This is a genomic window from Corynebacterium uberis (assembly GCF_020616335.1).
Classification (GTDB): Bacteria; Actinomycetota; Actinomycetes; order Mycobacteriales; family Mycobacteriaceae; genus Corynebacterium; species Corynebacterium uberis.
This window is the reverse complement of sequence record NZ_CP085051.1, coordinates 1,452,916-1,477,013: the sequence shown is the minus strand read 5'-3', so window position 1 is coordinate 1,477,013 and position 24,098 is coordinate 1,452,916. Positions and strand designations below refer to the sequence as shown.

Here is a 24,098-nt window from a genome sequence, read left to right as displayed (position 1 = left end):
TGAAGCGACTGCGGTCCACAGTAGTCGCGCCCGCCGCCCCGCGGGGCGGTTCTTTTCATGTGGACTGAAATAACTGTGAGGTGAATCTTCCATGGCTTTGAGCACTGAGAAGAAGAAGGAAATCCTGAAGGAATACGGCCTTCATGAGACGGACACGGGCTCTCCGGAGGCCCAGGTTGCGCTGCTGACGGAGCGCATCAACAACCTGACGGAGCACCTGAAAGATCACAAGCATGACCACCACTCGCGTCGTGGCCTGCTGCTGATGGTCGGCCGCCGTCGCGGTCTGCTCAACTACCTGTCGCAGACCAACATTGATCGCTACCGCGACCTCATCAAGCGTCTGGGGCTGCGCCGCTAGGCGTTACTTTCCCGGGATGGAAAGTCCCGAGATTGCCCTCCCGCCCGGAGTTGCCATTATTTGGCTGACTCCGGGCGTTTGCGCGTAACGGGGTGGTATATAGCGGATCGGCTGCTAGACTCTGGTGAGTTGACATATATCCCAGACACGGCGGCAGCGACGATCGCCGGATTGATTACCCCGAAGGAGGGTCAAGGTTGCCTAGACGGCGCAATGACAGCAAGAAAAATAACAGCGGTGGGGCTCGGAGGGGGAAGACCAGCCCGGTGAAAAACGCGGACAAGTTTGTTGAGTTCGGGTTTGATGAAGACGTCAATATCACCGAGGCGATTGCCACGATTGATAACGGGGACTTTGGTACCCGCGAGATTCGTTTTGAAACGGGCCAGCTGGCCCGACAGGCCGACGGCTCCGTGACCACCTATTTGGACGATGACACGATGCTGCTGGCGACCACCACGGCGTCATCCAGCCCGCGGGAGAACCTGGACTTCTTCCCGCTGACCGTTGACGTGGAAGAGCGCATGTACGCCGCGGGACGCATCCCCGGCTCCTTCTTCCGCCGCGAAGGCCGCCCGTCCACGGACGCGATCCTGGCCTGCCGCCTCATCGACCGCCCCCTGCGCCCGACCTTTGTCAAGGGTCTGCGCAATGAGGTCCAGGTAGTCATCACCGTCATGTCGCAGTCTCCGGAGGAGTTCTACGACGTCGTGGCCATCAACGGTGCTTCGGCCGCCACGCAGATTTCCGGCCTGCCGGTGTCCGGCGCGGTCGGTGGCGTGCGCATGGCGCTGCTGGCTGATGAGGACCACCCGAAAGGCCAGTGGGTGGCATTCCCCACCGTGGAACAACACGAGCAGGCGATCTTTGAGATCGTCGTCGCCGGGCGCATTGTCACCCGCGGCTCGGGCCGCGACGCGGAAGAAGACGTGGCCATCATGATGGTGGAGGCCGGCGCCGGCGACCAGGTTGTTGAGCGCATCGCCGAGGGCGCGCCCGTGCCCACCGAGTCCACCGTGGCTGAAGGCCTGGAGGCCGCAAAGCCGTTCATCGCCGTGCTGTGCCGCGCCCAGGAGGGTCTGGCCGAGCGGGCAGGATCGGATTCCGCCAAGCAGTTCCCCGTCTTCCCGCCCTACACCGATGAGATCTACTCCGCGGTGGAGAAGAAGGCCGTGAAGAAGCTCGGCCAGCTCATGACCATTCCCGGCAAGCAGGACCGCGACGACGCCACCAACGAGCACATGGTCTCTGTTGAGGACGCCCTGGTGGATCGCTTCAGCGGTGACGGGCGCGATGACTTAAGCCCCGCGGAGGCGTCCAAGCAGATCCGTGCGGCCTACAACGCCGTGATGAAGAAGGTGGTGCGTGAGAAGATCCTCAGCGAGCACTACCGCATCGATGGCCGCAAGACCACCGACATCCGCCACCTTGAGGTAGAGGTGGAGCTCATCCCGCGTGCCCACGGCTCGGCGCTGTTCGAGCGCGGCGAGACCCAGATTCTGGGTGTGACCACGCTGGATATGCTCAAGATGGAGCAGCAGATTGACTCGCTGTCTCCGCAGAAGTCCAAGCGCTACATCCACCACTACAACTTCCCGCCGTATTCCACCGGCGAGACCGGCCGCGTCGGTTCGCCGAAGCGCCGCGAGATCGGCCACGGTGCGCTCGCCGAGCGCGCGCTGCGCCCGGTGATCCCTTCCCGGGAGGACTTCCCCTACACCATCCGCCAGGTCTCTGAGGCCCTTGGCTCGAACGGCTCGACGTCGATGGGCTCCGTGTGCGCCTCGACGTTGTCGCTGCTCAACGCCGGCGTGCCGCTGAAGGCTCCGGTGGCCGGTATTGCTATGGGCCTGGTCTCTGGTGATGTGGACGGCAAGACCGAGTACGTTGCGCTCACCGATATCCTGGGCGCCGAGGATGCCTTCGGCGACATGGACTTCAAGGTGGCCGGCACGGAGGACTTTGTCACCGCGCTGCAGCTGGATACCAAGCTGGACGGGATCCCCTCGGAGGTCCTGGCGGCCGCGCTCAACCAGGCGCGCGAGGCTCGCCTGGCCATCCTGGACACGATGGCCACGGTCATTGAGACCCCGGATGACATGAACCCGCTGGCGCCGAAGATCACCACGGTGCACATCCCGGTGTCCAAGATCGGCGAGCTGATCGGCCCGAAGGGCAAGAACATCAACGCCCTGACGGAGGAGACCGGCGCTGACGTCTCCATCGAGGAAGACGGCACCGTCTATGTCTCCGCAGCCACCGGTGAGGCGGCGGACGCGGCGATTGAGAAGATCAACGCCATTGCTAACCCGCAGCTGCCTAAGGTGGGCGAGCGGTTCTTGGGCACCGTGGTCAAGACGGTCGCCTTCGGTGCGTTCGTCTCCCTGACCCCGGGCCGCGATGGGCTCATCCACATCTCCAACCTGGGCGGCAAGAAGCGCATCGAGAAGGTCGAGGACGTGATCAACGTCGGCGACACCATCGAGGTGGAGATCGCCGACATTGATAACCGCGGCAAGATCTCGCTGGTCCCGGTCGACGATTCCGGCGACGAGGACTAGCCACACCGCCGCTCGCAGCGCGCTCCTACTGGTAGACGTCCACGATCACCCGAGTGGGGTTGGTCGCGGTAGTCACCCGGTAGGAGCGCGCTGTGTCTAACCCGACGACGTATTGGGAATTGGCCTCAAAGTTGGAGTCAAAACGCACCCCGGTGATGTGTCCCGCGGGCCCGGCGGCTTGCCCGGGCTGCGGGATCTCCGCGCCGTTTTCCCCGCTGTAGGGCACAAAGTACACGCTTAGCACGATGGCCTGGGTGCCTTCGTAGGCGATGGGCCGGCCCGAGGCCTGCTGGGTGGGGTTGGGGGTCATTTCTGCGAACCAGCCGGGGGTGCCGGTGCCGGCAAACTCGATGACCACGCGGTCGAAATCGCCGTGGGAGCCGGTGCGCACGTCCGTGACGGTCAGATCCGGGGCGCCGGAGCCTTCGTCGTGACTGCGCTCGCCGGGGCCGATGAGGTCAGTTGGGCGCGCGGGCGGGGCCGTGGCGGTGTCAGCATCGTGCGCGAGGGCGGCTGGGGCGGACGCCTGGGCGTGCTCGGTTGCGGTTGCGGTGGCGGCGGAGGACTCGGCGGACACGGTCGTGGTGGCGGTGGGGGAGGGGGCGTCGTCAAGCGGGGTGGGCTGCGGAGAGCAGGCGGCGAGGGCCGTGGCAAGCAGCACACCAACTGGTATGTAGCGGCGGGTATCCATGACCCGATGGTACTGGCTGGGCTTAGACTGGTGCAGGTTAGGAAAAACGCACAATGCGTCCGGGCTGGGTAATCGGGCGCGAAGGAGAGAACATGACCATTAAGGTTGCAGTGCTGGGAGCTCATGGCCGCGTTGGATCGACCATGGTGCAGGCGGTTGAGCAGGAGGAAGACCTGGAACTGGTGGCCCGCGTTGATGCGGACGATGACCTGTCGGTCCTGGTTGATTCGGGTGCCCAGGTGGTCATTGATTTCACCGTCCCCGCCGCGGTGATGGGCAACCTGGAGTTTTGCATTTCTCACGGCATTCACGCGGTGGTGGGCACGACGGGGTTTGATGAGCAGCGCCTGGAGCAGGTACGCAGCTGGTGTGGCGAGCACCCGGAGGTAGGCGTGCTCATCGCACCGAACTTTGCCATCTCGGCGGTGCTGACCATGAACTTTGCCCGCCAGGCCGCGCGCTTCTTTGATTCCGCCGAGGTGGTGGAGTTCCACCACCCGAACAAGCTGGATGCGCCGTCGGGCACGGCGATCCACACCGCCCAGGGCATTGCCGCGGCGCGCAAGGAGGCCGGCCTGGGTGCGGCGCCGGATGCCACGGACCAGCAGCTCGATGGCGCCCGCGGGGCAGTGGTGGACGGTATTCCCGTGCACGCGGTGCGCATGCAGGGCATGAACGCGCATGAGGAGGTCATTTTTGGGGCGATGGGCCAAACCTTGATCATCCGGCAGGACTCTTATGATCGCAGTTCTTTTGTGCCCGGGGTGCTCCTTGGCGTCCGGGAGGTGGGCTCGCACCAGGGCTTGACGGTGGGCCTGGATTCCTTCCTGGGGTTGGAGTAGTTGCCGCGTGGTGGGCCAAGGCGAGGTGCCCGGTGAGGTGAGTCTGCGCGCGGATGTCGTGGCGGTGTCGCGGTTCATTCTTCCTCCGGATGTGCAGTGGGCGCCGGATGAGTCAGCCAGCGGGCCTGAGGCGCTCATTGAGTTCGCCGGGCGCACGCGCGCGCAGACGTTCCACCGGCCCAACCCACGCACGGCGAGCACGCATGACTACGTGCGCCATGTGGTCGAGGTCGGCTCGGAGCGGCTGTTTGAACACGCCACCGCGACGGTGCTCATCCGGGGTATCTCTGGGCTCGCGGCCGCGCAGCTGCACACCCACCGGATGCTCAGCATTACAGAGCTTTCCGCGGCGCATGGTGACGTGGGCGCCGCGCCCGTGGTGGTCCCGCCGCAGATTGCTGCCGACCCGCAGCTCAACGAGCTGTTTTCGCGCTGCGTCGCCGACGCACGGTTTGCCTATGGGGAGCTTCTCGACGCCCTGAGCGAGACGTCCCAGGAATCTCCCGGTGAGCACAATGCTGTCGTCTCCGCGTTGCGGGCTCAGGCCGCGGCCCGGGCGGTCCTCCCGGGGGCGTGGGCTACGCAGCTAGTGGTGACCGCCAACTTCCGCACCTGGCGCCGGCTGTTGGCCTCCTGGCTGGGCGGGCACGCGGATGCAGAACTGCGCGAGCTTGCCGGCCTGATCCTCGCCGGGCTGAGCGCGCAGGCGCCCGACGCGTTTGCGGACCTAGCTGGCGGTAGCCAGACGTATCCGTCCTAGCCCTGTGCAGCGCGCGCGGCGTGGTGCGGTGAATGCGGTCATCGGGGGGCTAGGCGGGTAGTCTGGTTAGCCATGAGCACAGGTTTGACTGCAAAAGCCGGAGTCGAGTTTTTCGGCACCGTCTGCGTCGCCATGGTCACCCCCTTTGATTCCGCTGGGGAGTTAGACCTCGACGCAGCGCGCCGCCTTGCCAGCCACCTGGTCGACGAGGGCTGCGATGCGCTGGTTCTTTCCGGAACCACCGGCGAGTCTCCGACGACCACGTTGACTGAGAAAGTCGACCTGCTCACGGCAGTAAAACAGGAGGTGGGCCAGCGCGCGAAGATCATCGCAGGCGCTGGAACCTATGACACCCGAGTCTCCGTGGCAAACGCCCAGGCTTTAGCCGAAGCAGGCGCGGACGCGCTCTTGGTGGTCACTCCCTATTACTCGAAGCCGACTCAAGAAGGCGTCTACCAGCACTTTGCTGCGGTTGCCCAGGCAACGCCGCTCCCGGTGTGCCTGTATGACATCCCCGGGCGTTCGGGGATTCCCATCGCCACCGAGACCATCGAGCGCTTGGCGCAGCTCCCCACGATCAAGGCGCTCAAAGACGCCAAGGGTGATCTCGCGGCGGCGACCAGGCTGATTGAAGAGACCGGGCTTGCCTGGTACTCCGGCGATGATCCGTTGAACCTGCCCTGGTTGTCCCTGGGCGCGTCCGGATTCATCTCCGTCATCGGCCACGTCGCGGCAGGTAAGTTGCGCGAGATGTATGACGCCTTCGACGCTGGCGACCTGGTTCGTGCCAGGAAGATCAACGCCACGCTGACCCCGCTGGTTGCCGCCCAGGCCCGCCTGGGCGGGGCCAGCCTTGCTAAAGCTGCCCTGCGCCTGCAGGGCATAGATGTGGGAGATCCTCGCCTGCCGGTCGTCGCACCGACGCCCGATCAGGTGGAGCGTCTCCGTGAAGATATGCAGAAAGCTGGAGTTCTATAAATATGAGTGATACCCGTAACCGTTCCCGGAGGGTCACACGCAAAGCCGGAACACCCGCGTCCGCTGATGAGGCCGCGCCGGTTTTTCAGGCCCCGGAGACGGCTGCCGGTGGCGCCCGCACGGGGGGAGCGAAGGACGCAGAGACCGCACGCTCGGACTCTTCCTCCTCCGCCTCGTCACGCCGCTCGCGCAACAATAAGCGCGGCGGGTCAGGGTCGCGTTCCAAGAATGGCCGCGGCCAGCAGGGAAAGAATGGCGGAAACGCCAACAGTCGGCGCAACGTGGTCAAGTCCATGCAGGGTGCTGACCTGACCAAGCGCCTGCCACAGCCGCCGAAGGCGCCGAAGAATGGCCTGCGCATCTATGCGCTCGGCGGAATTTCTGAAATCGGCCGCAACATGACGGTCTTTGAGTACAACAACCGCATCCTCATCGTCGACTGCGGCGTGCTCTTCCCCTCCTCGGGGGAGCCGGGCGTGGACCTGATCCTCCCGGACTTTGGCCCCATCGAAGACAAGCTGGATCGCGTGGACGCGTTGGTGATTACCCACGGCCACGAGGACCACATCGGTGCCATCCCGTGGCTGCTCAAGCTGCGCCCGGATATCCCGATCCTGGGCTCGCGGTTCACCCTGGCGCTGATTGCGGCCAAGTGTAAGGAGCATCGCCAGCGGCCCAAGCTCATCGAGGTCAATGAGGATTCCAACGAGAATCGGGGCCCGTTCAACCTGCGCTTCTGGCACGTTGGGCACTCCATTCCGGACTGCCTGGGCCTGGCCATCAAGACGGGCGCCGGCCTGGTGATCCACACCGGCGACATCAAGCTGGATCAGACCCCCACCGATGGGCGCCCGACGGACCTTCCGGCCCTGTCGCGCTTTGGAGATGAGGGCGTGGACCTGATGCTGTGTGACTCCACCAACGCCACCACCCCGGGGGTGTCCGGCTCGGAGGCAGACATCGCCCCGACCCTTAAGCGGCTGATCTCTGAGGCGCGTCAGCGCGTCATCTTGGCGTCTTTCGCCTCCAACGTGTACCGCGTGCAGGCCGCGGTGGATGCCGCGGTGGCCGCCGGCCGCAAGGTGGCGTTCAACGGGCGTTCGATGCTGCGCAACATGGAGATCGCGGAAAAGATGGGCTACCTCAAGGCCCCGCGCGGCACCATCATCCCCATGGAGGAAGCCGCCAAGATGGCTCCGCACAAGGTGCTGCTCATCACCACCGGTACCCAGGGCGAGCCGATGGCCGCGCTGTCGCGGATGGCGCGGCGTGAGCACCGCCAGATCACCGTCCGTGACGGCGACCTGATCATCCTGTCCTCCTCGCTGGTGCCGGGCAATGAAGAGGCCGTCTTCGGCGTGATCAATATGTTCGCCCAGATCGGCGCCACGGTGGTTACCGGGCGTGATGCCAAGGTGCACACCTCCGGGCACGGCTACGCCGGGGAACTGCTGTTCCTGTGGAATGCTGCGCGTCCCCGCAACGCCATGCCGGTGCACGGCGAGTGGCGCCACCTGCGGGCTAACAAGCAGCTGGCCATCTCTACCGGGGTGGCGGAGGACCGCACGGTGCTGGCCCAAAACGGCGTGGTGGTGGACCTGGTTGATGGTCGCGCCAGCGTGGTGGGCCAGATTCCGGTGGGCACCCTCTACGTCGATGGCGTGACCATGGGCGACGTGGATGCGGACGTGCTGGCGGACCGGACCTCGTTGGGCGAGGGCGGCATCATCGCCATTACTGCCGTCATTGACAACCGGACCGGCCGGCTCATGGAGTCGCCGACGGTGCAGACCAAGGGCTTCGCCGAGGACGATCGCGCGATGGTCCCGGAGGTGCGGACCCTGGCTGAGACCACCATGAATGATCTTGCCGCGGAAGGCGAGAATGATCCTTACCGCATGGTTCAGCAGGTGCGCCGCAAGATCTCGCGCTTCGTTGAGCAGACGTGGCGTCGGGAGCCGATGATCCTGCCGACGGTCATCCCCATGACCTCGGATCATGATCAGACGATCCCCGATGATGCGGTCAAGGCCGCACGTGAATCGCTGTAGCGTGAGCACGTAGCGCGGGTGATCCCCAGTGTGGGCCGGGAGGCCTATGCTGGGGATCATGTCTTTCTCCGGAGCTGAGCGCAGCAAGCTGCGCGATCTTTTTTTAGCCCTCGGGCCCGACGCACCCACGCTGTGTGAGGGGTGGACCACCCGGGACCTCGCAGTGCACTTGCTCGTGCGGGAGACGCGCCCTGATGCCGCACTCGGGATGTTTCTGCCGCCTGCGCGCGGGCACTTAGCGGCGGTCACGCGCACGCAGGCGGCGCGTGATTATGAAGACGTGGTGCGCCAGTGGGGGGCGGGCCCGGGCCGCTTCAATCCCGTTCGGCTGGTGGACGGCGCGATGAACGCTGCCGAGCATTTTGTTCACCATGAGGATGTTCGCCGCGGCGGGGTCATGCGCGGCGAGCCCTTGGCGGAGTCGCGCGAGTTCAGCGCGGTGGTCACCCGCCAGCTGCAGGATCTGGTGGCCCGGATGGCGCCGTTGCTGTTGCGCAAGTCGCGCTCTTCGGTGGTGCTGTGCCCGCCGGCGGGGGTTCCTATTGTGGCGGCGCGTTCAACCGGGGTGGCGCGCCGTGGTGATGACGTGGTGCGCGTGTCCGGGGAGGCCGGTGAGCTGCTGCTGTGGGCCTTTGGCCGCGATGCGGTGCGGGTGAGCATCGAGGGGGATGAGTCCGCCGTCGTGCGCTCGGCTATCTGAGTGTCCGTGGCAACTAGTGTGGCGAAAGTGATCTGTGGGGTGGTGGGCCGCTAGTCTAGTTGCCATGTCTGCCACGAGTTCCCCCTCCCGGAAGAACCGACCGTCCAGCGCGCGCCCCGCGGGGTCATCCCGTGCGCGCTCGGGCGCGGCGAAGGCGGCGCATACCCGGGTGCTCAACGCCCAGGAGACGGCCGTCTACCCGGCTACCTCGGCGTTTCGGGCTGCGGGTTCCTCTCAGGAACGCACCGGCAGCGCGCTGCGCGCAGTGGGAAGTGGCATCGGCTCCCTATTCGGGGCAACCGCCTCCGGGTTTGCCAAGGTGACTCGGCGCTCGCCCCGGCATGACGAGCTCGCAGAAGACGCAGATCATTCGCCGGTAGCGCAGGCGGCCGAGCCGCGTCCGGCGCGCCGTCGTCGCGCTCGCGAGCAGCCAGAAGAGCAGCAGAAAGAACAGCCGGAGCAGCAGGCTGAAGGTAGCCAGTCGGGCACGGATTTTGTCTCCCAGCACTCGGATGGGCTGGGCCTGATCCTGCTGGGCGTGGCCGTTGTGCTGGCCGGGTCCGTGTGGTTCCACGTGGCGGGGCCGGTGGGCCGGGGCATCGCCACGGCCGTGCACGTCACCATCGGCGCCGGGGCATACATTGCTCCCATTGCGCTGGTGATCCTCGCCGTGGTGCTCATGATTGGCCGGGCGACGCACGCGGCGACCCGCAACCGCGTGGCTGTGGGCGTGAGCATCATCGTCTGGGCCATGCTTGGGCTGATCCACGTGCTGGCGGGCACCCCGGAGTCCTGGGGTGAGCGCGGTGAGGCAGGAGGTGCCCTGGGCGCGGTGCTGGGAGGCATCCTCGAGCGCGGCTTTAGCGCCTGGCTTGCCTGCCCCTTGCTCGTGTTGGTCATCGTCTACGGTGCGCTCATGGCGACGGGGATTACCGTGCGCCAGGGGTGGGACTACCTCTCTGACGCCGTCGTGTCGAGCATCCACGCGGACCGGGAAGACGAGGAGGACGACGAGTCTCAGGACCCTTACGCGCACGTGAACACCGAGCTGGAGCGGCGCGCAACCACGACGCATCGGCCGGCGCAGGGGGCGTCGAGAAGCAGGAAGCCCACCCCCATGGAGGCCTACCCGCTGCCCGAGGACGATGCCCCCGTCCAACCCGGGCTTTTCGACGCCCCCGCCTCCGCACCGGAGCCCCCCGCACCGTCTGCGGCGGACACCGATGAGTTCGCAGCCATCACCCCAGCAGGCGCGCCCGATGATGCGGTGGCGCGCAGCAGGGAGGCGATGCGCACCGCCATCCTCGCGCGCTCTGGTGCCGCCCGCCCCGCATCCGCGCGCGCGGAAAAGAAGAAGCCAGCCGCGCCCAAGCCCGCACGCACGCCTGCGCCCGCGGCCGAGGAACAGCCGGTGCAACATTCCCCGGCTGGTGCCGGCGAGGAGACCGAAACCGACTACGACCTGCCCTCGACCGACCTGCTCATCGACGGCGACCCGCCGAAGACGCGCTCGGCTGCGAACGACCGCATGATCGAGGCGATCAGCGACGTCTTCGCGGAGTTTAAAATCGACGCCGCCGTCACCGGCTTCTCCCGCGGGCCCACAGTCACCCGCTACGAGGTGGAACTGGGCCCCGGCGTCAAGGTGTCCAAGATCACCAACCTCCAGTCCAACCTCGCCTACGCGGCAGCAACCGACAACGTTCGGCTGCTCACGCCCATCCCGGGCAAGTCGGCAGTGGGCATTGAGGTCCCCAACACGGACCGGGAGATCGTGCGCCTGGCAGACGTGCTCAACGCTGCGGAAACGCAAGCCAACCAGGACCCCATGGTCATTGGCCTGGGCAAGGACATCGAGGGCCGCTTCGTGTCCGCCTCCGTGCAAAAGATGCCGCACCTGCTGGTCGCGGGATCGACGGGCTCCGGTAAGTCCGCGTTTGTGAACTCCATGCTCGTCTCCTTGCTCACCAGGGCGACCCCCGAGCAGGTTCGGCTCATCCTCGTCGACCCCAAGATGGTGGAATTGACCCCCTATGAGGGCATTCCGCACCTGATCACCCCGATTATCACCCAGCCGAAGAAGGCGTCTGCGGCGCTTCAGTGGCTCGTCGAAGAGATGGAGCAGCGCTACCTGGACATGAAGTCCGCGCGCGTGCGCCACATCAAAGACTTCAACAGGAAGGTGCGTGCAGGCCAGGTTCAGGCTCCTGCCGGATCCGAGCGGGTCTACCGGCCCTATCCGTTCATCGTGTGCGTGGTCGACGAGCTGGCCGACCTGATGATGACGGCCCCGAAGGAAATCGAGGACTCCATCGTCCGAATCACCCAGAAGGCCCGCGCAGCGGGCATCCACCTGGTGCTGGCTACGCAGCGGCCCTCGGTGGACGTGGTTACCGGCCTGATCAAGACCAACGTGCCCTCGCGGTTGGCCTTTGCCACCTCCTCGCTGACGGACTCACGGGTGATCCTGGATCAGTCGGGGGCAGAAAAGCTCATTGGTATGGGCGATGCCCTGTTCATCCCGCAGGGTGCTGGCAAGCCGCAGCGCCTCCAAGGGGCGTTTGTCACCGATGAGGAAATCCAGCGCGTGGTTGACGCCGCCAAGGCGCAGGCAGAACCGGACTACGCGGAAGGTGTGACGGAGGAACGGGCGCAGGACTCCAAGAAGGACATTGACGAGGACATCGGAAAGGACATGGATGACCTGCTCGAAGCCGTCGAGCTGGTGGTCACCTCACAGCTGGGCTCCACGTCGATGCTCCAGCGCAAGCTGCGCATCGGCTTTGCCAAGGCTGGTCGCCTGATGGACCTGATGGAAACGCGCGGCGTGGTTGGCCCCTCCGAGGGCTCCAAGGCGCGGGAGGTGCTGGTCAAGCCCGAAGAACTCGACACCATCATCTGGATGATCAAGGGTGCGGACCCCGCGGAGGCGCCCAAGGAGGATGACTTCGGTCAACCCGATGCCGCGCAGGAGGACCAGGACCCGCAACCGGGCCCCTCAGAGGCACCCACGGCGGTGGTGCGCGCCCAGGCCAACCCGAGCCAGTCCGCGTTTTAGAAGGCCCGCAGGCAAGGCTTGACGCCAGGCTTTTGCAGACGCACTAAGCGGGTGTTCGCAGGTGCCGCGGCCGCAGCGGGGCGCGCATGGTTGCCCGCTGGGGCCTACTGTAGGCTGAAAAGCACCCGCGGCTGTCGTGCGCGCGGGTGGAGGGGAGTACCCCGCCCGCGACATTGATCGTCAGCACGGTGGCACGCCAGCATGCGCGCCCCCGGTCATGTCGGCTCAGCGGCCCACCAACACCGGCCGTGAGTGGGGGAGACCTCCGGTTTTGCCCATGTGCCAACCAACCGGAGGACTGAAAAAGAATATGACTGTGCCGTTGTGGGTCTGGGGAGTCACCATCGTGGTGATCCTCGGATTTTTTGTGTTCGACTTCTACTCGCACGTGCGCACCCCGCACGAGCCGTCCATCAAGGAATCAGCCTGGTGGTCGGCGTTCTACATTGGCATCGCGCTCGCCTTCGGCGGCCTGGTCTACCTGGTGTGGGATCACACCCACGGCATTGAGTACTTCACCGGATACGTCACGGAAAAGGCGCTGTCCGTAGACAATCTCTTTGTCTTTGCCCTGATCATGGGGGCGTTTCAGATTCCGCGCAAGTACCAGCAAAAGGTGCTGCTGATCGGCATTGTGCTGGCGTTGGCGTTCCGGCTGCTGTTCATTTTGCTCGGCGCCGGAATCATTAACGCGTGGTCGGACGTGTTTTATCTGTTCGGGCTGTTCCTGCTGTTTACCGCGGGCAAGATGCTGGTGGATGAGCTGCGTGATGCCCCGCCGACGGACCCGCAGGACATGGCCACCATCAAGATTATTCGTAAGGTCATCCCGGTCACCCCTGAGCTGGAGGGCGATCACCTGATCACGCACCGCAAGGGCCGCCACCACTTCACCCCGCTGATGGTTGCCCTGGTGGCCATCGGCGTCATCGACGTCATGTTTGCCCTGGATTCCATCCCGGCAATCTATGGCATCACCCAGGAGGCGTACCTGGTCTTTACCACCAACGCCTTTTCTCTTCTGGGGTTGCGCCAGCTGTACTTCCTGCTGGATGGGCTGCTCGATCGGCTGGTCTACCTGTCCTACGGCCTTGCGGTCATCCTGGGATTCATTGGGCTCAAGCTGATCGCCCATGCCCTGCACAACAACCATCTGCCGTTTATCAACGGCGGCGAGTCCGTGCCAGTACCGGAGGTGGGGACAGAGGCGTCACTGATAGTCATTGTGGTCGTGCTTACCGTGACGGTGCTTGCCTCCCTGTGGAAGAACAAGCGGGACCAGGCTGCAGGTGGTGTTGATACGCGCGTGCGTGCCGCCGATTAGGCGGGCGAAGCCCGCGGGTAAGTCCCTGGGGTAGACCGCAGGCTGGCCCGCTGCGCGGCGGGCCCGGGGGCGCTGGCGGCTGCGGCTATTCGGCGGCAGAAAAGACGTTGAGCACGGGGTTCCAGGGGCGGATTTGTCGGTCGGTGAGCAGTTCGGAGACCCAGAAGGGGTCGTGGTTCATGAGGGTTTCTACCTCTGCCACGCCGGCGGGTTCTGCGAGGCGTACCACGATGAGCGCGCCGCCGGTGGCATCGTCGAAGGGTCCTGAGCCGACGAGCTGGCCGGCGTCTTTGAGCTCGCGGAGAAACTCCCGGTGCTTGGGTCGGGTCTCGGCGATGGCGGGATCGGCGGGGTCATAGGAGTAAAAGACAGCAAAATGGTTCACCCTTTCTAGGATAGAGGGCTGCGTGGTGCGGGGCCTGAGGGGGCTTGCGGGCACTGGCAAGGCTGTGTTCGCGGTACTGTGGTGGGCGTGAGTGCATTCTCGACCGCAAAAACCCCCGAATCGTCTCCGGCGCCGGTGTCCAATTGGAACCTGCCTAACGTGTTGACGTGCCTGCGCGTGCTGTTCATCCCGGTTTTCGCGTGGTGTGTGGTGCGTGGGGATGATACGCATACCGGCTGGATGTGGGCGGCTTTCGCGGTGTTTGCGGTGCTCATGGCCACGGACAAGCTGGATGGGGATATCGCCCGCAAGCGTGGTTTGGTCACGGATTTTGGCAAGATCGCCGACCCGATTGCAGACAAGGCGCTGATGATCACCGCCATGGTGTGCCTCAACGTCGTGGGGGCGATGCCGGTGGTTATTACGGTGATCATCGTCATCCGGGAACTCGGCATCACGGTGTGGCGGATGGTGCTGTTGCGCGGGGGCAAGGTGGTGCCGGCTAGCAAGGGCGGCAAGCTCAAGACGGTGCTGCAAACCCTCGGCGTGGCGCTATACCTCTGCCCGCTGCCTGGCTGGATGACGTACCCCACGCACGCTGTGATGTGGGTGGCGGTGGTGGTCACCGTGGTCACCGGGGTGCAGTACATCCTGGACGCACGACGGGAGAACTAGCGTGCCTATCGCGCCCGCCGCTGACGTCCTGTCCTGCTTGCGCGAGCACGGCTGGACGGTGGGTACCTGTGAGTCGTTGACTGCGGGTCTGTTGTGTGCCACGCTTGCCGACGTCCCCGGGGCCTCCGCCGCGCTCCGCGGCGGGCTAGTCACCTACGCCACCGACCTCAAGGCGGCGTTGGCAGGAGTCGACCAGGCGGTATTGGACGCCCAGGGCCCGGTCAGTGCGGATACCGCCCGTGCGATGGCTCAGGGGGCGCGCTCGGTGCTGAACGTGGATTGGGCGGTGGCGCTGACAGGGGTAGCGGGGCCGCAGCCGCAGGATGGTCACCCAGTAGGAGAGGTCTGGGCCGCGGTGGCAGGCCCCTGGGGCACTGTCGCGCGGCGCTTGGGCAGTGCAGCGCCGGGGCAGCAGGCCGCTGAATCGGGCGACCTACTGCTACGTGGCTCGCGGGCGGCGATCCGAAAGCAGGCCGTCGCCGGCGGCTTGGATGTGCTGCGCGAGCAGCTGAGGATGAGCCGCTAGACCGTACGCGGGGCGCGCGCGAGTTCGTCGGCGACGTCGTGAAGCGCCATCGTTCCGGCAGCCTCGATGAGGACATCAGCAACGCTGGCGCCCAGGGCGTGACAGATTGCAGCGAGCACCTCGGAGGAGACCTCTTTGCGGCCGCGTTCAAGCTCGGAGAGGTAGCTCAAGGAGACGTTGGAGGCCTCGGCTAGCTCGCGGAGCGTGACGTGGGCCTCGGCGCGAAAACCGCGCAGGGCCTCCCCGAGGGCCTGGCGCAGCAGGGGCTCAGGGTGGCGCACGGGGGTGCGCACAACGGAGGGCTTGTCTAAGACAGCTGTGTGAGTAACCATCATGTAGATCAACTCTTCGCCGCCGGGTTTTGTTCCCCGCCCCAGCCAGCAGAAGTATGGCCGGGTGTCGATGTACCATCTTGGACAGGACGGTCCGCAATCCAGGACAAAGCACCGGCGGACAGTGACACTTTTTTAGGTTAGGAAGGCTCTTACACTCATGGCTAATCCGTTTACCAAGGCCTGGAAGTACCTCATGGCGCTCTTTGACAACAAGATCGAGGAGAACGCCGACCCAAAGGTCCAGATCCAGCAGGCCATGGAGCAGGCCCAGCGCCAGCACCAGGAGCTCTCCCAGCAGGCCGCCGCGGTCATCGGTAACCAGCGCCAGCTGGAGATGCAACTCAACCGTCGCCTCGGGGACATTGAAAAGCTCCAGGCCAATACCAAGCAGGCCCTGGCCCTGGCCGATAAGGCGCGCGCGGCTGGCGATGAAAAGAAGGCCGTGGAGTATGAAAACGCGGCCGAGGCGTTCGCCGCCCAGCTGGTTACCGCCGAACAGTCCGTCGAGGACACCAAGCAGCTCCACGATCAGGCGCTCAAGCAGGCCGAGCAGGCCAAGGCCGCGGTGGAGCGCAACTCCGCCAAGCTGCAAGAACAGGTTGCCGAGCGCTCCAAGCTGCTCAGCCAGCTGGAGCAGGCCAAGATGCAAGAAAAGGTCGCGGAGTCCATGAAATCCATGAACTCGCTGACCGCCGGCTCCTCGCCCAACCTGGACCAGGTGCGCGAGAAGATTGAGCGCCGCTACGCCAACGCCCTCGGCCAGGCTGAGCTGGCGGAAAACTCCGTGGAAGCGCGCATGGCCGAAGTACAGCAGGCCGGCATCCAGATGGCGGGGCACTCGCGCCTCGAACAGATTCGCGCAGAGATGAACGGCGGGCAGTCCGCCGTGGAATCCGGCCGCGCCACGGAGGCCATCACGGATGGCTCCGAGCGGGCCGCCGCGCCGTCGGACGCCGTTGCAGAAAAGATGCGGCAGCTGCGCAACCAGAACTAATCAATCACTCATCATCGCGGGGGTCATCGCCTGCACCCCGGGCCCACAGGGCCTCTGCGATGGCGTCCGCGCGCCGCAGGCTGCGCACGATGACCGGAGTGATAAAGCTCATCAGCCCCATGCCCGCGCCCCGGGCGCGGCGCGCCTCCAAGACGGTTGTCACGGCCTGGAGCTGGAGGGGGATCAGGCGCAGCGTGAGGCTGAGCAAAAGCCCAATGCGCTCGACGGGGACGCCGTAGCGGCGAAAGGGTTCGAGGGCTGAGGTGATGCCGTCTAAGAGCTCGCCGATGGTAGTTGTCACGGTCAGCAGGCAGGCGGCGAGGAGAGCCGCCCCGAGGACCAACAGCAGCGTGGCGGCCACGGCCGGGCCGCGCTGCCACCACTGAAAGGCGCTCAGCGCTACCAGCAGCGGCAGTGCTGGCCACAACTGGCTCCACGCCACGGATAGGGGGATGCGGGCGAGGATGTAGGCAGCCAGAACCACGAGTGCGTAGCCGCCAGCCACGATGGGGCTGGTGATAAAGAGTGCCCCGGCGAGGACAAAAAGGACGATTCCGGCGAGTTTGACCGGCACGCGTACCCCATGCAAGGGTCCGTGCTTGGGGTAGTAATAGCCGAGCGGTATCGCGGTGGGAATCAGTCTCATGGCAGCTGCGGTGGGTGGGCGGTGACGCGTTCGGCGTAGGCGTCGATGACGCGGTCCGGGGCGCCGTCAGCCACAATTTCGCCGGATTCGATGCACAACACGCGGTCGGTGGTGCGCACCAGATCCATGTCGTGGCTGACAATGATCAGCTGCTGGCTGAGCCGGGAAAAAAGCTGTGCCATGCGCATGCGATTGCGCAGGTCCAGCAGCGTGGTTGGTTCATCGGCAATGATGATGTCCGGTTCGCAGACCGTCACGGCGGCCAGTGCCAGCAGCTGCTTTTGGCCGCCCGAAAGGGTGTGCGGAGAGGCCTGCGCATGATCGGCGAGTCCAAAGCGCTCCAGGCACTGCATTGCGCGGGTGTGTCGCTCGGCGGCAGGCAGTTTGCTGCGACGCAGGGAGAACTCCACATCCTCGACGACAGTAGGCATGACAATCTGGTTGTCTGCATCGGAAAAGATGAATCCCACGCGCCGGCGGATCTGTTTGCCGTGGGTCGAGACGTCGCAGCCATCAATGAGCACCTGCCCAGAGGTGGGCTGGGTCAGCCCGTTGAGCAATCGGGCAAAGGTGGACTTTCCGGAGCCGTTGGATCCGATGATGCCCACGCGGCGTTGGGTAAGCGTGGTGCTGATGTTGTCCAGGACCACCCCGGCGCCGAAGTCAACCGAGACTTCGCGCAGTTCGATGGTGGCCATTAGCGCTGGTGCAGCTGGGGGAAGGCCGCCCGAACGGAGATGGCGACGAGGATGACAACAATGAGCTTCGCGGCGTCGGGAAGCACAAAGGGCACCTGCGCGGCCAGCGCCTGCATGGCAGAGAGTCCAGCCCTAGCCCATAGGCCGAGAGCACCGCACAGATACTGGGTGGCCAGGGCGCATATTCCCGCCACGCTGATGAGCACCGTGGTGGCCACCCCCCGGGACCTGGGCGCACGGTAGGCGATGGCGCCGCCGACGATGACGCAGACCACGTAGCCGACGATGTAGCCGACTGTCGGCCCGGCGAGTGCGCCGATGACGTGGCGTCCGCCGGCCAGCACCGGCAAGACGAGGCCCAAGGCGAGCACGGTAGTCACGGTGATCAGTCCGCGGCGCGGCCCGAGGACCAAACCGGTGAGAATGATGGCGGCGTTTTGCGCGACGATGGGAACCCCGGCGGCGCCGACGGGAATGGATACGAACGCCAACACGATGATCAAGGCGGCGAAAACGGCGCAGTAGGCCAGGTCGCGCACGGAGGCGAAGCCAGCCGCGGTGCCCCGGGCGGGCCCGGCGTTGGAGGTCGATGGTGACAGCATGGGATCACTGTACCCTGAACACTGTTCACTTGGGGGAAGGCGGCGCGCTCACGGGCGAGGTGGAGATCGACGCGGAACGTGGAATTAGAACAGGTGTGTGTATGATGAGCGGTGTTGGTACCGGCGCCGTCACGGCGGTGTACTACGGTACGACGTGGTCTGATCAACAGGCTCCGTGGAACCTTAACGGGTCCGCGCACAGTCAAAGACAGACAGGGGCCCTGTCAAGCCCCTCCATAGGCCCGACCATCCGGCCGGGGCAGGCAGCAACTGACAGAACTAGACCACACATCCTTGATTCGCGGAAAGGAAGCTTCACGCGCCCATGGCTGCAAAAAAGAAGACCACCAAGACCACGCGGGCCCCAGAAGGGGACCGCTCTAAGGCGTTGGAGATGGCCCTGGCCAACATCGAAAAAGACTTTGGCAAGGGCGCCATCATGCGCCTGGGCGATGAGAATCGCCCGCCAATTCAGGCGATCTCCTCAGGTAACACGGCTATCGACGTCGCCTTGGGCGTCGGAGGCTTCCCCCGCGGACGCATCGTAGAAATCTACGGTCCGGAATCTTCCGGTAAGACCACCGTGGCCCTCCATGCCATCGCCCAGGCACAGCGCGCCGGAGGTATTGCCGCCTTCATCGACGCTGAACACGCCCTCGACCCCGAATACGCCCGCGCCCTTGGCGTGGACACCGATGCGCTGCTGGTATCCCAGCCGGATACCGGCGAACAGGCCCTGGAAATCACCGATATGCTGGTGCGCTCCGGCGCGATCGACATCGTGGTCATTGACTCCGTTGCGGCCTTGACCCCCAAGGCCGAAATCGACGGCGACATGGGAGACAGCCACGTGGGCTTGCAGGCGCGGCTGATGAGCCAGGCCCTGCGCAAGATGACCGGCCCGCTGTACAACTCGGGCACGACAGCGATCTTTATCAACCAGCTGCGCGAGAAGATCGGCGTCATGTTCGGCTCTCCGGAGACCACCACCGGCGGCAAGGCGCTGAAGTTCTACGCCACCGTGCGCTGCGATATTCGCCGCATCCAGGCCATCAAGGACGGCCAGGACCACGTGGGTAACCGCACCAAGCTCAAGGTGGTCAAGAACAAGGTCGCCCCGCCCTTTAAGACCGCCGAGTTTGACATCCTCTACGGCGAGGGAATCTCGCGGGAGTCCTCCATCATCGATATGGGTGTTGAGGAAAAGATCATCAAGAAGTCCGGCTCCTGGTTTACCTACGAGGGCGAACAACTCGGCCAGGGCAAGGAAAAGGTGCGCAATAACCTCAAGGAAAACCCGGAGCTGGCCGATGAGATCGAGCAGAAGATCCTCGCGGCCCTAGGTATCGGCGAAGGGGCGGACAAGCCCGCCGATGACGCCCTGTCCGATGACCCGGTGGACATGGTCCCCAACGTCGACTTTGACGATGATGACGAGGCCGCGGATGACTTCGACCCCTCCGAAGCGCCCGCCAGCTAACACCCCTGCAACCAGCCACGCCCGCAAGGAGACCCGCACCGGTCATGTCCCCATCACAGCCTGCCCGACCTGCCACAGCAGAGGACGCCCAGCGCGCGCACAAGCTGCGCGCGCTCCAGGAAGCCATCGCCGCAGTCGGGCAGGAGGGGACCGGGCGGCTCTTTGACGCCCAGGAGGAGACAGCCATGGCTGCCGTGCGGCAACGGGCACTCCGGCTGCTCGACCACCGCGCGCGGTCCCGGCACGAACTGCACACCCGCCTGCGCGAGCACGACTACCCAGAACCGGTAATTGACAAGGTCCTTGCGCAACTCGAAGAATCCCGACTCATTGATGACCGCACCTTTGCTCAAGAATGGGTCCGCCAACGCAGAAACCGGCGCGGAAAATCCACCCGGATGCTGGATGTGGAGCTCGAAAAGAAAGGCATCAGTGCCACGGTGCGCCGCGAAGTGCTCGCCGACATCGATGATGAGGATGAACAGCGCCTGGCAGCAGAGGTAGCCGCTAAGAAAGCCCGCTCCTTGACCACACCACCCGCCGACTACGCGCAACGCACCAAAGCGCTCCGGCGCATTGCAGGTGCGCTCGCGCGGCGCGGCTTCAGCGAATCCGTGGCGCTTCCCGCGGCAACCCAAGCACTCGATGAGCGCGTGGCACAGCTGCAACAAGAGGCATAATGCTTAACGGCGAGGAAGGCAGGATAAGGGCACATTTCTTTGGGGCGATCGCCCCCATCCGATTAAGATGCCCGGCGTGACACGCACTGCCTCTCCCACAGACGTCGAAACTCGCACCGCGCCGCCGCGCAGCTACGAAGTCCGGACATTCGGCTGCCAGATGAATGTTCATGACTCCGAACGGCTGGCCGGGCTGCTCGAAGACGCCGGCTACCGGAAGGCCAGCAGCGACGAAGAACCGGACCTGGTGGTCTATAACACCTGCGCAGTGCGCGAAAACGCCGACAACCGGCTCTACGGCTCACTCGGGCAGCTCAAATCCGTCAAAGACAACCACCCCGGCATGCAAATAGCCGTCGGAGGGTGCCTAGCCCAAAAAGACCGAGCCACCGTGGTGGACAAAGCCCCCTGGGTAGATGTGGTCTTTGGCACGCACAACATCGGCTCCCTGCCGGCCCTGCTGCAACGCGCCGCACACAATGATGCCGCCCAGGTAGAAATCGTTGAGGCGCTGGAGCAATTCCCCTCCGTCCTGCCAGCCAAGCGGGAGTCCGCCTACGCGGGCTGGGTGTCCATCTCTGTGGGATGCAACAACACCTGCACCTTTTGCATTGTGCCGGCGCTGCGTGGACGGGAAGCCGACCGCAGCCCCAGCGACATCCTTGCAGAGGTCCGCGCCCTGGTTGACCAAGGCGTCAGCGAGGTAACCCTGCTGGGCCAAAACGTCAACGCCTACGGCGTTCACTTTGCAGATCCTGCTTTAGAGCGCGACCGTTTCGCCTTCTCCAAGCTGCTGCGCGCCTGCGGTGAGATCGACGGACTGGAACGGCTGCGCTTCACCAGCCCGCACCCCGCGGAGTTCACCTCGGATGTCATCGACGCGATGGCTGAGACCCCGAATGTGTGCCCGCAGTTGCACATGCCGCTGCAATCAGGTTCGGACTCCGTACTCAAAGCCATGCGCCGGTCCTACCGGACCAAGAAGTTCCTGGCCATCCTCGATGAGGTGCGCGCGAAGATCCCCCACGCGGCGATCACCACCGACATCATCGTCGGATTCCCTGGAGAAACGGAAGAAGACTTCCAGGCCACCCTCGACGTGGTGGAAAGGGCGCGGTTTAGCTCCGCCTTTACATTCCAATACTCTCCGCGCCCCGGAACCCCGGCAGCCACCATGGACAACCAGGTGCCCAAGGAGGTGGTGCAGGAACGCTATGAGCGTCTCATCGCCCTGCAAGACCGCATTAGCGCGGAAGAAAACGCCGCGCTGGTGGGCGCCACCGTGGAGCTGATCGTGCAGGACCACCAGGGCCGGAAGAACCGGGAGACCCACCGGCTGTCGGGTCGAGCCCGCGATGGTCGCCTGGTCCACTTCGACCCGGCGGGCGTGCAGCGCGAAGACATTCGCCCAGGTGATGTGGTCCAAGTGACCGTGACGGATTCCTCGCCGTTCTTCCTCATCGCCGATTCCGGTGTGGCCTCGCATCGGGCGACCAAGGCCGGCGATATGTGGCAGGCCGGGAAGACGCCCACCACCGCACCCGTTGGGGTGGGTCTGGGGCTGCCCCGCATTGGCCGGCCGGCGGCAAGCGCCTCGGCGGGGGCGTGCTGCTAGCGGCGGGGGATGTGCCCCGTGGGGGCCCGGGCGGCTAGGGTGAACCGATGAAAGGCGGCGTCGATACGTGCTCGACAGGAAGAAGCCACAGCCCTGAGGCCGACGCCGCGCGCGGATAAAGAAGGAAGAAGTATCCCATGGAGCCTGACAGGGAAGTTGGCACCCCACCGGTGACTGCTAGCGCGGCGCAACTGGCTGCGCAGGAGCGCGCTGCCGCCCGGCACCTGGATTTAGGAGCCCACCGGTGGGCTCTGGGCGCCGTCCTGGCTGTCTACCTCATCGCCCTGGTCACGCCCCAGGTCACCGGCGTTGCTGGCTGGAAGGTGCTCACGCTGACGGATGCGGCTAGCGAGGCCCACGTCAAGCTCACCGAGTACGTGCTGGCGTGGCTGGCGTTCCTAGGAGTTGGCGTATTTACCACCGCAACGTTGGTGGCGCGGCGCACCGTCTTCGCACAGATCGCATGGATGCTGTGCACCGTGGGCACTTTTGCCTCGGTGCTGGCCTTGTGGCTGCGGCAAACCCGCCCTGGCGCGGAGGCGGACATTGCCGCCGGCGTGGGGGAGTACCTGTTGATCCTCGCCGTCATCGCGGGGCTGGTGATCTACTGTCGGATCGCGTTGCGACGCTCGCCGGAGCAAGATCAGATCGCCCAGCAACGTGCCCAGTCAACCGACCTTGACGACGTCGCCTACGTGCAAAACGCCGCGCTCGTGCGCCAACAGCGCAGCGTCGGGGACGATAATCCCTTGCTTGAAGATCACCGCCGGGAGCAGGCAGCCCGCCGCCACCAGCGCTTAACGCGCCCCGCGGAGTCCGGCGCTGAAGCCGAGGAACAGGCGCCCACCGCGGCCAAGCAGCAGGATTCCTAACCGGCGGTGCGGTGCCGCCGCCCGTTAGAGGCGGCGATCCCAGGCCTCCAGGCGGCACAGACGCTGACCGCCGGCCAGCTCATTAATCCTGGTCATGGCCTCATGCTGGTGGTCATTGGCACTGTAGATGCGCCAGCGTGGCCCGAGGGCTGCCGCCAGTGCGGCGGTGCATGCTGTGCCGAGGCCGTGCCCGCGGCAGGCTGCATCGACGACGGTTGCGGTGTGCTCGGCGACGGCAATGGCGCCGCCGGCGGCGTCGGCAAGCGCCGCAAAGTCGAGGGTGACCTCACTGATCGCTACTGGTGTGCCCTCCTTGAGTACAACCACGGTCAGGGCGGTACACCCTGCCCGGTGCAGGCGCGTGCGGGCGCGCCAGAGACGCTGGCGAGTCCAGGGGGCGGGCCGCTGCACTAATTGTCCGTGGGGACTATCGGTGTCGGCTTGCTCGTAGAGCTTAAGGATGCCGCTGGTCACTGTCTCCGGGAAGTCGAAATCCCAATAGCACCGAAGATCAACCGCTCCCGTGCGCGTCACGCTTGCGTGCGCCGTTTCCGCGGGCGCCGGTGCAGGCGCGGCAGCACCGGGGATGACCCATTGGTCCTCCTGCCCGTGGAGTTCGAAACCGGCGCGGCGCAAGGCGCAGGCAGCCGGATCAGCGCCATGGGAGGAGGTGGTGGGTGGGCGGCGGCGCCACACTTGCAGGTAAGTGCGGCCGGTACGGTGCCCGTAGGCGATAAGTGCATCAAGGGCAGTACACCAGAAGTCGGTGATCCGAGCGGCATGATCGGCGTCGAGGAGGTCGCTGACGGGCTGAAAATCGGCGTCGGGGACAACCTCGCAGATCAGGGCATGATCGTGTTCTTCCACCGGGGCGGACAGGTGGATGTAGCCGGTGCACTCGATATCGGCGGTCGGATCGGGGCCGGTCGAGTCGTAGACCGCGGGCAGACGCTCCGGGTCTGGGCATGTGCTCGTGCCGGCAACGCCCTGATTGCTCTGAAGAATGGCCGCGACGCGGACGTGGCTGTCCTCTCCGAGTGTGGTCACCACGTCGCCCGTGGTGACGGAGACAGCCATGTCCCCGGTTGCCTCCTGGGCCTGCAAGTTCGCCATGAAGACGAAGTCCTCCAGCGCCGTTGTTGGCTGGATGGTGCCAGAAATATCCCGGTGTTCGCCGAGGTCAAAGAAGCGAAGGTGCGTCATCACAGGTGTGGGTGGTCCTCAGCAGTCTGTTACCGGGCTGGCGTGGGGCGGGGGCACGCCG

23 protein-coding genes are annotated in these 24,098 nt (G+C 65.3%); 16 read left to right on the top strand and 7 right to left on the bottom strand.

The window, feature by feature from the left end:
• The first annotated feature begins 91 nt into the window (after window positions 1-91).
• Entirely contained in the window at window positions 92-361 is a 270-nt protein-coding gene (rpsO, locus tag LH390_RS06840; protein WP_227282024.1) for a 30S ribosomal protein S15, read from the top strand.
• A 266-nt stretch (window positions 362-627) separates the two neighbouring features.
• Window positions 628-2,922 (top strand): polyribonucleotide nucleotidyltransferase, encoded by a 2,295-nt coding sequence (locus LH390_RS06835; RefSeq protein ID WP_227282025.1) that lies wholly within the window; start codon window positions 628-630, stop codon window positions 2,920-2,922.
• 25 nt (window positions 2,923-2,947) lie between these two features.
• Here LH390_RS06835 and LH390_RS06830 read toward each other — a convergent pair whose 3' ends face one another.
• Window positions 2,948-3,613 (bottom strand): AMIN-like domain-containing (lipo)protein, encoded by a 666-nt coding sequence (locus tag LH390_RS06830; RefSeq protein WP_227282026.1) that lies wholly within the window; start codon window positions 3,611-3,613, stop codon window positions 2,948-2,950.
• A gap of 92 nt (window positions 3,614-3,705) precedes the next feature.
• Here LH390_RS06830 and dapB point away from each other — a divergent pair, with 92 nt between their 5' ends.
• From dapB to LH390_RS06795, 7 genes are all read left to right on the top strand, one after another.
• A complete protein-coding gene (gene dapB / locus LH390_RS06825; protein ID WP_227288177.1) occupies window positions 3,706-4,455 on the top strand; it encodes a 4-hydroxy-tetrahydrodipicolinate reductase in 750 nt (249 codons plus the stop codon).
• 37 nt (window positions 4,456-4,492) lie between these two features.
• Window positions 4,493-5,215: an FAD-dependent thymidylate synthase gene (thyX, locus tag LH390_RS06820; RefSeq protein WP_227282028.1), complete on the top strand. Its 723-nt coding sequence runs from the start codon at window positions 4,493-4,495 to the stop codon at window positions 5,213-5,215.
• Window positions 5,216-5,287: 72 nt separating this feature from the next.
• Window positions 5,288-6,193, top strand: a complete 906-nt coding sequence (gene dapA, locus LH390_RS06815) for a 4-hydroxy-tetrahydrodipicolinate synthase (protein ID WP_227282029.1) — start codon at window positions 5,288-5,290, stop codon at window positions 6,191-6,193.
• A 2-nt stretch (window positions 6,194-6,195) separates the two neighbouring features.
• Entirely contained in the window at window positions 6,196-8,244 is a 2,049-nt protein-coding gene (locus LH390_RS06810; protein WP_227337353.1) for a ribonuclease J, read from the top strand.
• A 58-nt stretch (window positions 8,245-8,302) separates the two neighbouring features.
• Complete coding sequence (locus LH390_RS06805) at window positions 8,303-8,944, top strand: TIGR03085 family metal-binding protein (protein ID WP_227282031.1); 642 nt, start codon at window positions 8,303-8,305, stop codon at window positions 8,942-8,944.
• Window positions 8,945-9,008: 64 nt separating this feature from the next.
• Window positions 9,009-12,002 carry a DNA translocase FtsK gene (locus LH390_RS06800; protein ID WP_227282032.1) on the top strand — a complete coding sequence of 998 codons (2,994 nt, stop codon included), beginning with the start codon at window positions 9,009-9,011 and terminating at the stop codon, window positions 12,000-12,002.
• A 310-nt stretch (window positions 12,003-12,312) separates the two neighbouring features.
• The gene (locus LH390_RS06795) at window positions 12,313-13,326 is read left to right on the top strand and encodes a TerC/Alx family metal homeostasis membrane protein (RefSeq protein WP_227282033.1); all 1,014 of its coding nucleotides are present in this window, start codon (window positions 12,313-12,315) and stop codon (window positions 13,324-13,326) included.
• An 85-nt stretch (window positions 13,327-13,411) separates the two neighbouring features.
• On the opposite strand, the gene LH390_RS06790 is transcribed toward LH390_RS06795, so the two are convergent.
• Window positions 13,412-13,711, bottom strand: coding sequence for a YciI family protein (locus tag LH390_RS06790; protein WP_227282034.1), 300 nt, complete (start codon window positions 13,709-13,711; stop codon window positions 13,412-13,414).
• Window positions 13,712-13,798: 87 nt separating this feature from the next.
• Here LH390_RS06790 and pgsA point away from each other — a divergent pair, with 87 nt between their 5' ends.
• A complete protein-coding gene (gene pgsA, locus LH390_RS06785) occupies window positions 13,799-14,386 on the top strand; it encodes a CDP-diacylglycerol--glycerol-3-phosphate 3-phosphatidyltransferase (protein ID WP_399524457.1) in 588 nt (195 codons plus the stop codon).
• Between the two features lie 7 nt (window positions 14,387-14,393).
• Complete coding sequence (locus tag LH390_RS06780; RefSeq protein ID WP_227282587.1) at window positions 14,394-14,912, top strand: CinA family protein; 519 nt, start codon at window positions 14,394-14,396, stop codon at window positions 14,910-14,912.
• On the opposite strand, the gene LH390_RS06775 is transcribed toward LH390_RS06780, so the two are convergent.
• Window positions 14,909-15,244 carry a helix-turn-helix domain-containing protein gene (locus LH390_RS06775; RefSeq protein ID WP_227282588.1) on the bottom strand — a complete coding sequence of 112 codons (336 nt, stop codon included), beginning with the start codon at window positions 15,242-15,244 and terminating at the stop codon, window positions 14,909-14,911. The genes LH390_RS06780 and LH390_RS06775 overlap by 4 nt on opposite strands.
• A gap of 160 nt (window positions 15,245-15,404) precedes the next feature.
• On the opposite strand from LH390_RS06775, the gene LH390_RS06770 reads away from it, so the two are divergent.
• Window positions 15,405-16,241 (top strand): PspA/IM30 family protein, encoded by an 837-nt coding sequence (locus LH390_RS06770; RefSeq protein ID WP_227282035.1) that lies wholly within the window; start codon window positions 15,405-15,407, stop codon window positions 16,239-16,241.
• Between the two features lie 4 nt (window positions 16,242-16,245).
• Here the strand turns inward: LH390_RS06770 and LH390_RS06765 are convergent, their stop codons facing one another.
• The 3 genes from LH390_RS06765 to LH390_RS06755 are packed head-to-tail and all read right to left on the bottom strand — an operon-like array spanning window position 16,246 to window position 18,187.
• Window positions 16,246-16,887: an energy-coupling factor transporter transmembrane component T family protein gene (locus LH390_RS06765; RefSeq protein WP_227282036.1), complete on the bottom strand. Its 642-nt coding sequence runs from the start codon at window positions 16,885-16,887 to the stop codon at window positions 16,246-16,248.
• A complete protein-coding gene (locus LH390_RS06760; protein ID WP_227282037.1) occupies window positions 16,884-17,585 on the bottom strand; it encodes an energy-coupling factor ABC transporter ATP-binding protein in 702 nt (233 codons plus the stop codon). Before LH390_RS06760 ends, LH390_RS06765 begins: the two co-directional genes overlap by 4 nt.
• Window positions 17,585-18,187, bottom strand: a complete 603-nt coding sequence (locus LH390_RS06755) for a biotin transporter BioY (protein WP_227282038.1) — start codon at window positions 18,185-18,187, stop codon at window positions 17,585-17,587. Before LH390_RS06755 ends, LH390_RS06760 begins: the two co-directional genes overlap by 1 nt.
• A 325-nt stretch (window positions 18,188-18,512) precedes the next feature.
• On the opposite strand from LH390_RS06755, the gene recA reads away from it, so the two are divergent.
• From recA to LH390_RS06735, 4 genes are all read left to right on the top strand, one after another.
• The gene (gene recA / locus LH390_RS06750; protein ID WP_227282039.1) at window positions 18,513-19,667 is read left to right on the top strand and encodes a recombinase RecA; all 1,155 of its coding nucleotides are present in this window, start codon (window positions 18,513-18,515) and stop codon (window positions 19,665-19,667) included.
• Between the two features lie 44 nt (window positions 19,668-19,711).
• Window positions 19,712-20,347, top strand: coding sequence for a regulatory protein RecX (locus LH390_RS06745; protein ID WP_227282040.1), 636 nt, complete (start codon window positions 19,712-19,714; stop codon window positions 20,345-20,347).
• Between the two features lie 67 nt (window positions 20,348-20,414).
• Window positions 20,415-21,962: a tRNA (N6-isopentenyl adenosine(37)-C2)-methylthiotransferase MiaB gene (gene miaB, locus LH390_RS06740; protein ID WP_399524460.1), complete on the top strand. Its 1,548-nt coding sequence runs from the start codon at window positions 20,415-20,417 to the stop codon at window positions 21,960-21,962.
• 137 nt (window positions 21,963-22,099) lie between these two features.
• Window positions 22,100-22,834 (top strand): Rv2732c family membrane protein, encoded by a 735-nt coding sequence (locus tag LH390_RS06735; protein ID WP_227282042.1) that lies wholly within the window; start codon window positions 22,100-22,102, stop codon window positions 22,832-22,834.
• A gap of 24 nt (window positions 22,835-22,858) precedes the next feature.
• On the opposite strand, the gene LH390_RS06730 is transcribed toward LH390_RS06735, so the two are convergent.
• Window positions 22,859-24,037 (bottom strand): hypothetical protein, encoded by a 1,179-nt coding sequence (locus tag LH390_RS06730; RefSeq protein ID WP_227282043.1) that lies wholly within the window; start codon window positions 24,035-24,037, stop codon window positions 22,859-22,861.
• Window positions 24,038-24,098 lie beyond the last annotated feature (61 nt).

Bases quoted from the DNA above. Each gene is read 5' to 3' on its own strand.
- LH390_RS06775 (WP_227282588.1), bottom strand. From the start codon at position 15,244: ATGGTTACTCACACAGCTGTCTTAGACAAGCCCTCCGTTGTGCGCACC.
- LH390_RS06795 (WP_227282033.1), top strand. From the start codon at position 12,313: ATGACTGTGCCGTTGTGGGTCTGGGGAGTCACCATCGTGGTGATCCTC.
- miaB (WP_399524460.1), top strand. From the start codon at position 20,415: ATGCCCGGCGTGACACGCACTGCCTCTCCCACAGACGTCGAAACTCGC.
- dapB (WP_227288177.1), top strand. From the start codon at position 3,706: ATGACCATTAAGGTTGCAGTGCTGGGAGCTCATGGCCGCGTTGGATCG.
- LH390_RS06765 (WP_227282036.1), bottom strand. From the start codon at position 16,887: ATGAGACTGATTCCCACCGCGATACCGCTCGGCTATTACTACCCCAAG.
- dapA (WP_227282029.1), top strand. From the start codon at position 5,288: ATGAGCACAGGTTTGACTGCAAAAGCCGGAGTCGAGTTTTTCGGCACC.
- LH390_RS06760 (WP_227282037.1), bottom strand. From the start codon at position 17,585: ATGGCCACCATCGAACTGCGCGAAGTCTCGGTTGACTTCGGCGCCGGG.
- LH390_RS06735 (WP_227282042.1), top strand. From the start codon at position 22,100: ATGGAGCCTGACAGGGAAGTTGGCACCCCACCGGTGACTGCTAGCGCG.
- LH390_RS06730 (WP_227282043.1), bottom strand. From the start codon at position 24,037: ATGACGCACCTTCGCTTCTTTGACCTCGGCGAACACCGGGATATTTCT.
- rpsO (WP_227282024.1), top strand. From the start codon at position 92: ATGGCTTTGAGCACTGAGAAGAAGAAGGAAATCCTGAAGGAATACGGC.
- LH390_RS06830 (WP_227282026.1), bottom strand. From the start codon at position 3,613: ATGGATACCCGCCGCTACATACCAGTTGGTGTGCTGCTTGCCACGGCC.
- LH390_RS06810 (WP_227337353.1), top strand. From the start codon at position 6,196: ATGAGTGATACCCGTAACCGTTCCCGGAGGGTCACACGCAAAGCCGGA.
- LH390_RS06805 (WP_227282031.1), top strand. From the start codon at position 8,303: ATGTCTTTCTCCGGAGCTGAGCGCAGCAAGCTGCGCGATCTTTTTTTA.
- recA (WP_227282039.1), top strand. From the start codon at position 18,513: ATGGCTGCAAAAAAGAAGACCACCAAGACCACGCGGGCCCCAGAAGGG.
- LH390_RS06800 (WP_227282032.1), top strand. From the start codon at position 9,009: ATGTCTGCCACGAGTTCCCCCTCCCGGAAGAACCGACCGTCCAGCGCG.
- LH390_RS06755 (WP_227282038.1), bottom strand. From the start codon at position 18,187: ATGCTGTCACCATCGACCTCCAACGCCGGGCCCGCCCGGGGCACCGCG.
- LH390_RS06745 (WP_227282040.1), top strand. From the start codon at position 19,712: ATGTCCCCATCACAGCCTGCCCGACCTGCCACAGCAGAGGACGCCCAG.
- LH390_RS06770 (WP_227282035.1), top strand. From the start codon at position 15,405: ATGGCTAATCCGTTTACCAAGGCCTGGAAGTACCTCATGGCGCTCTTT.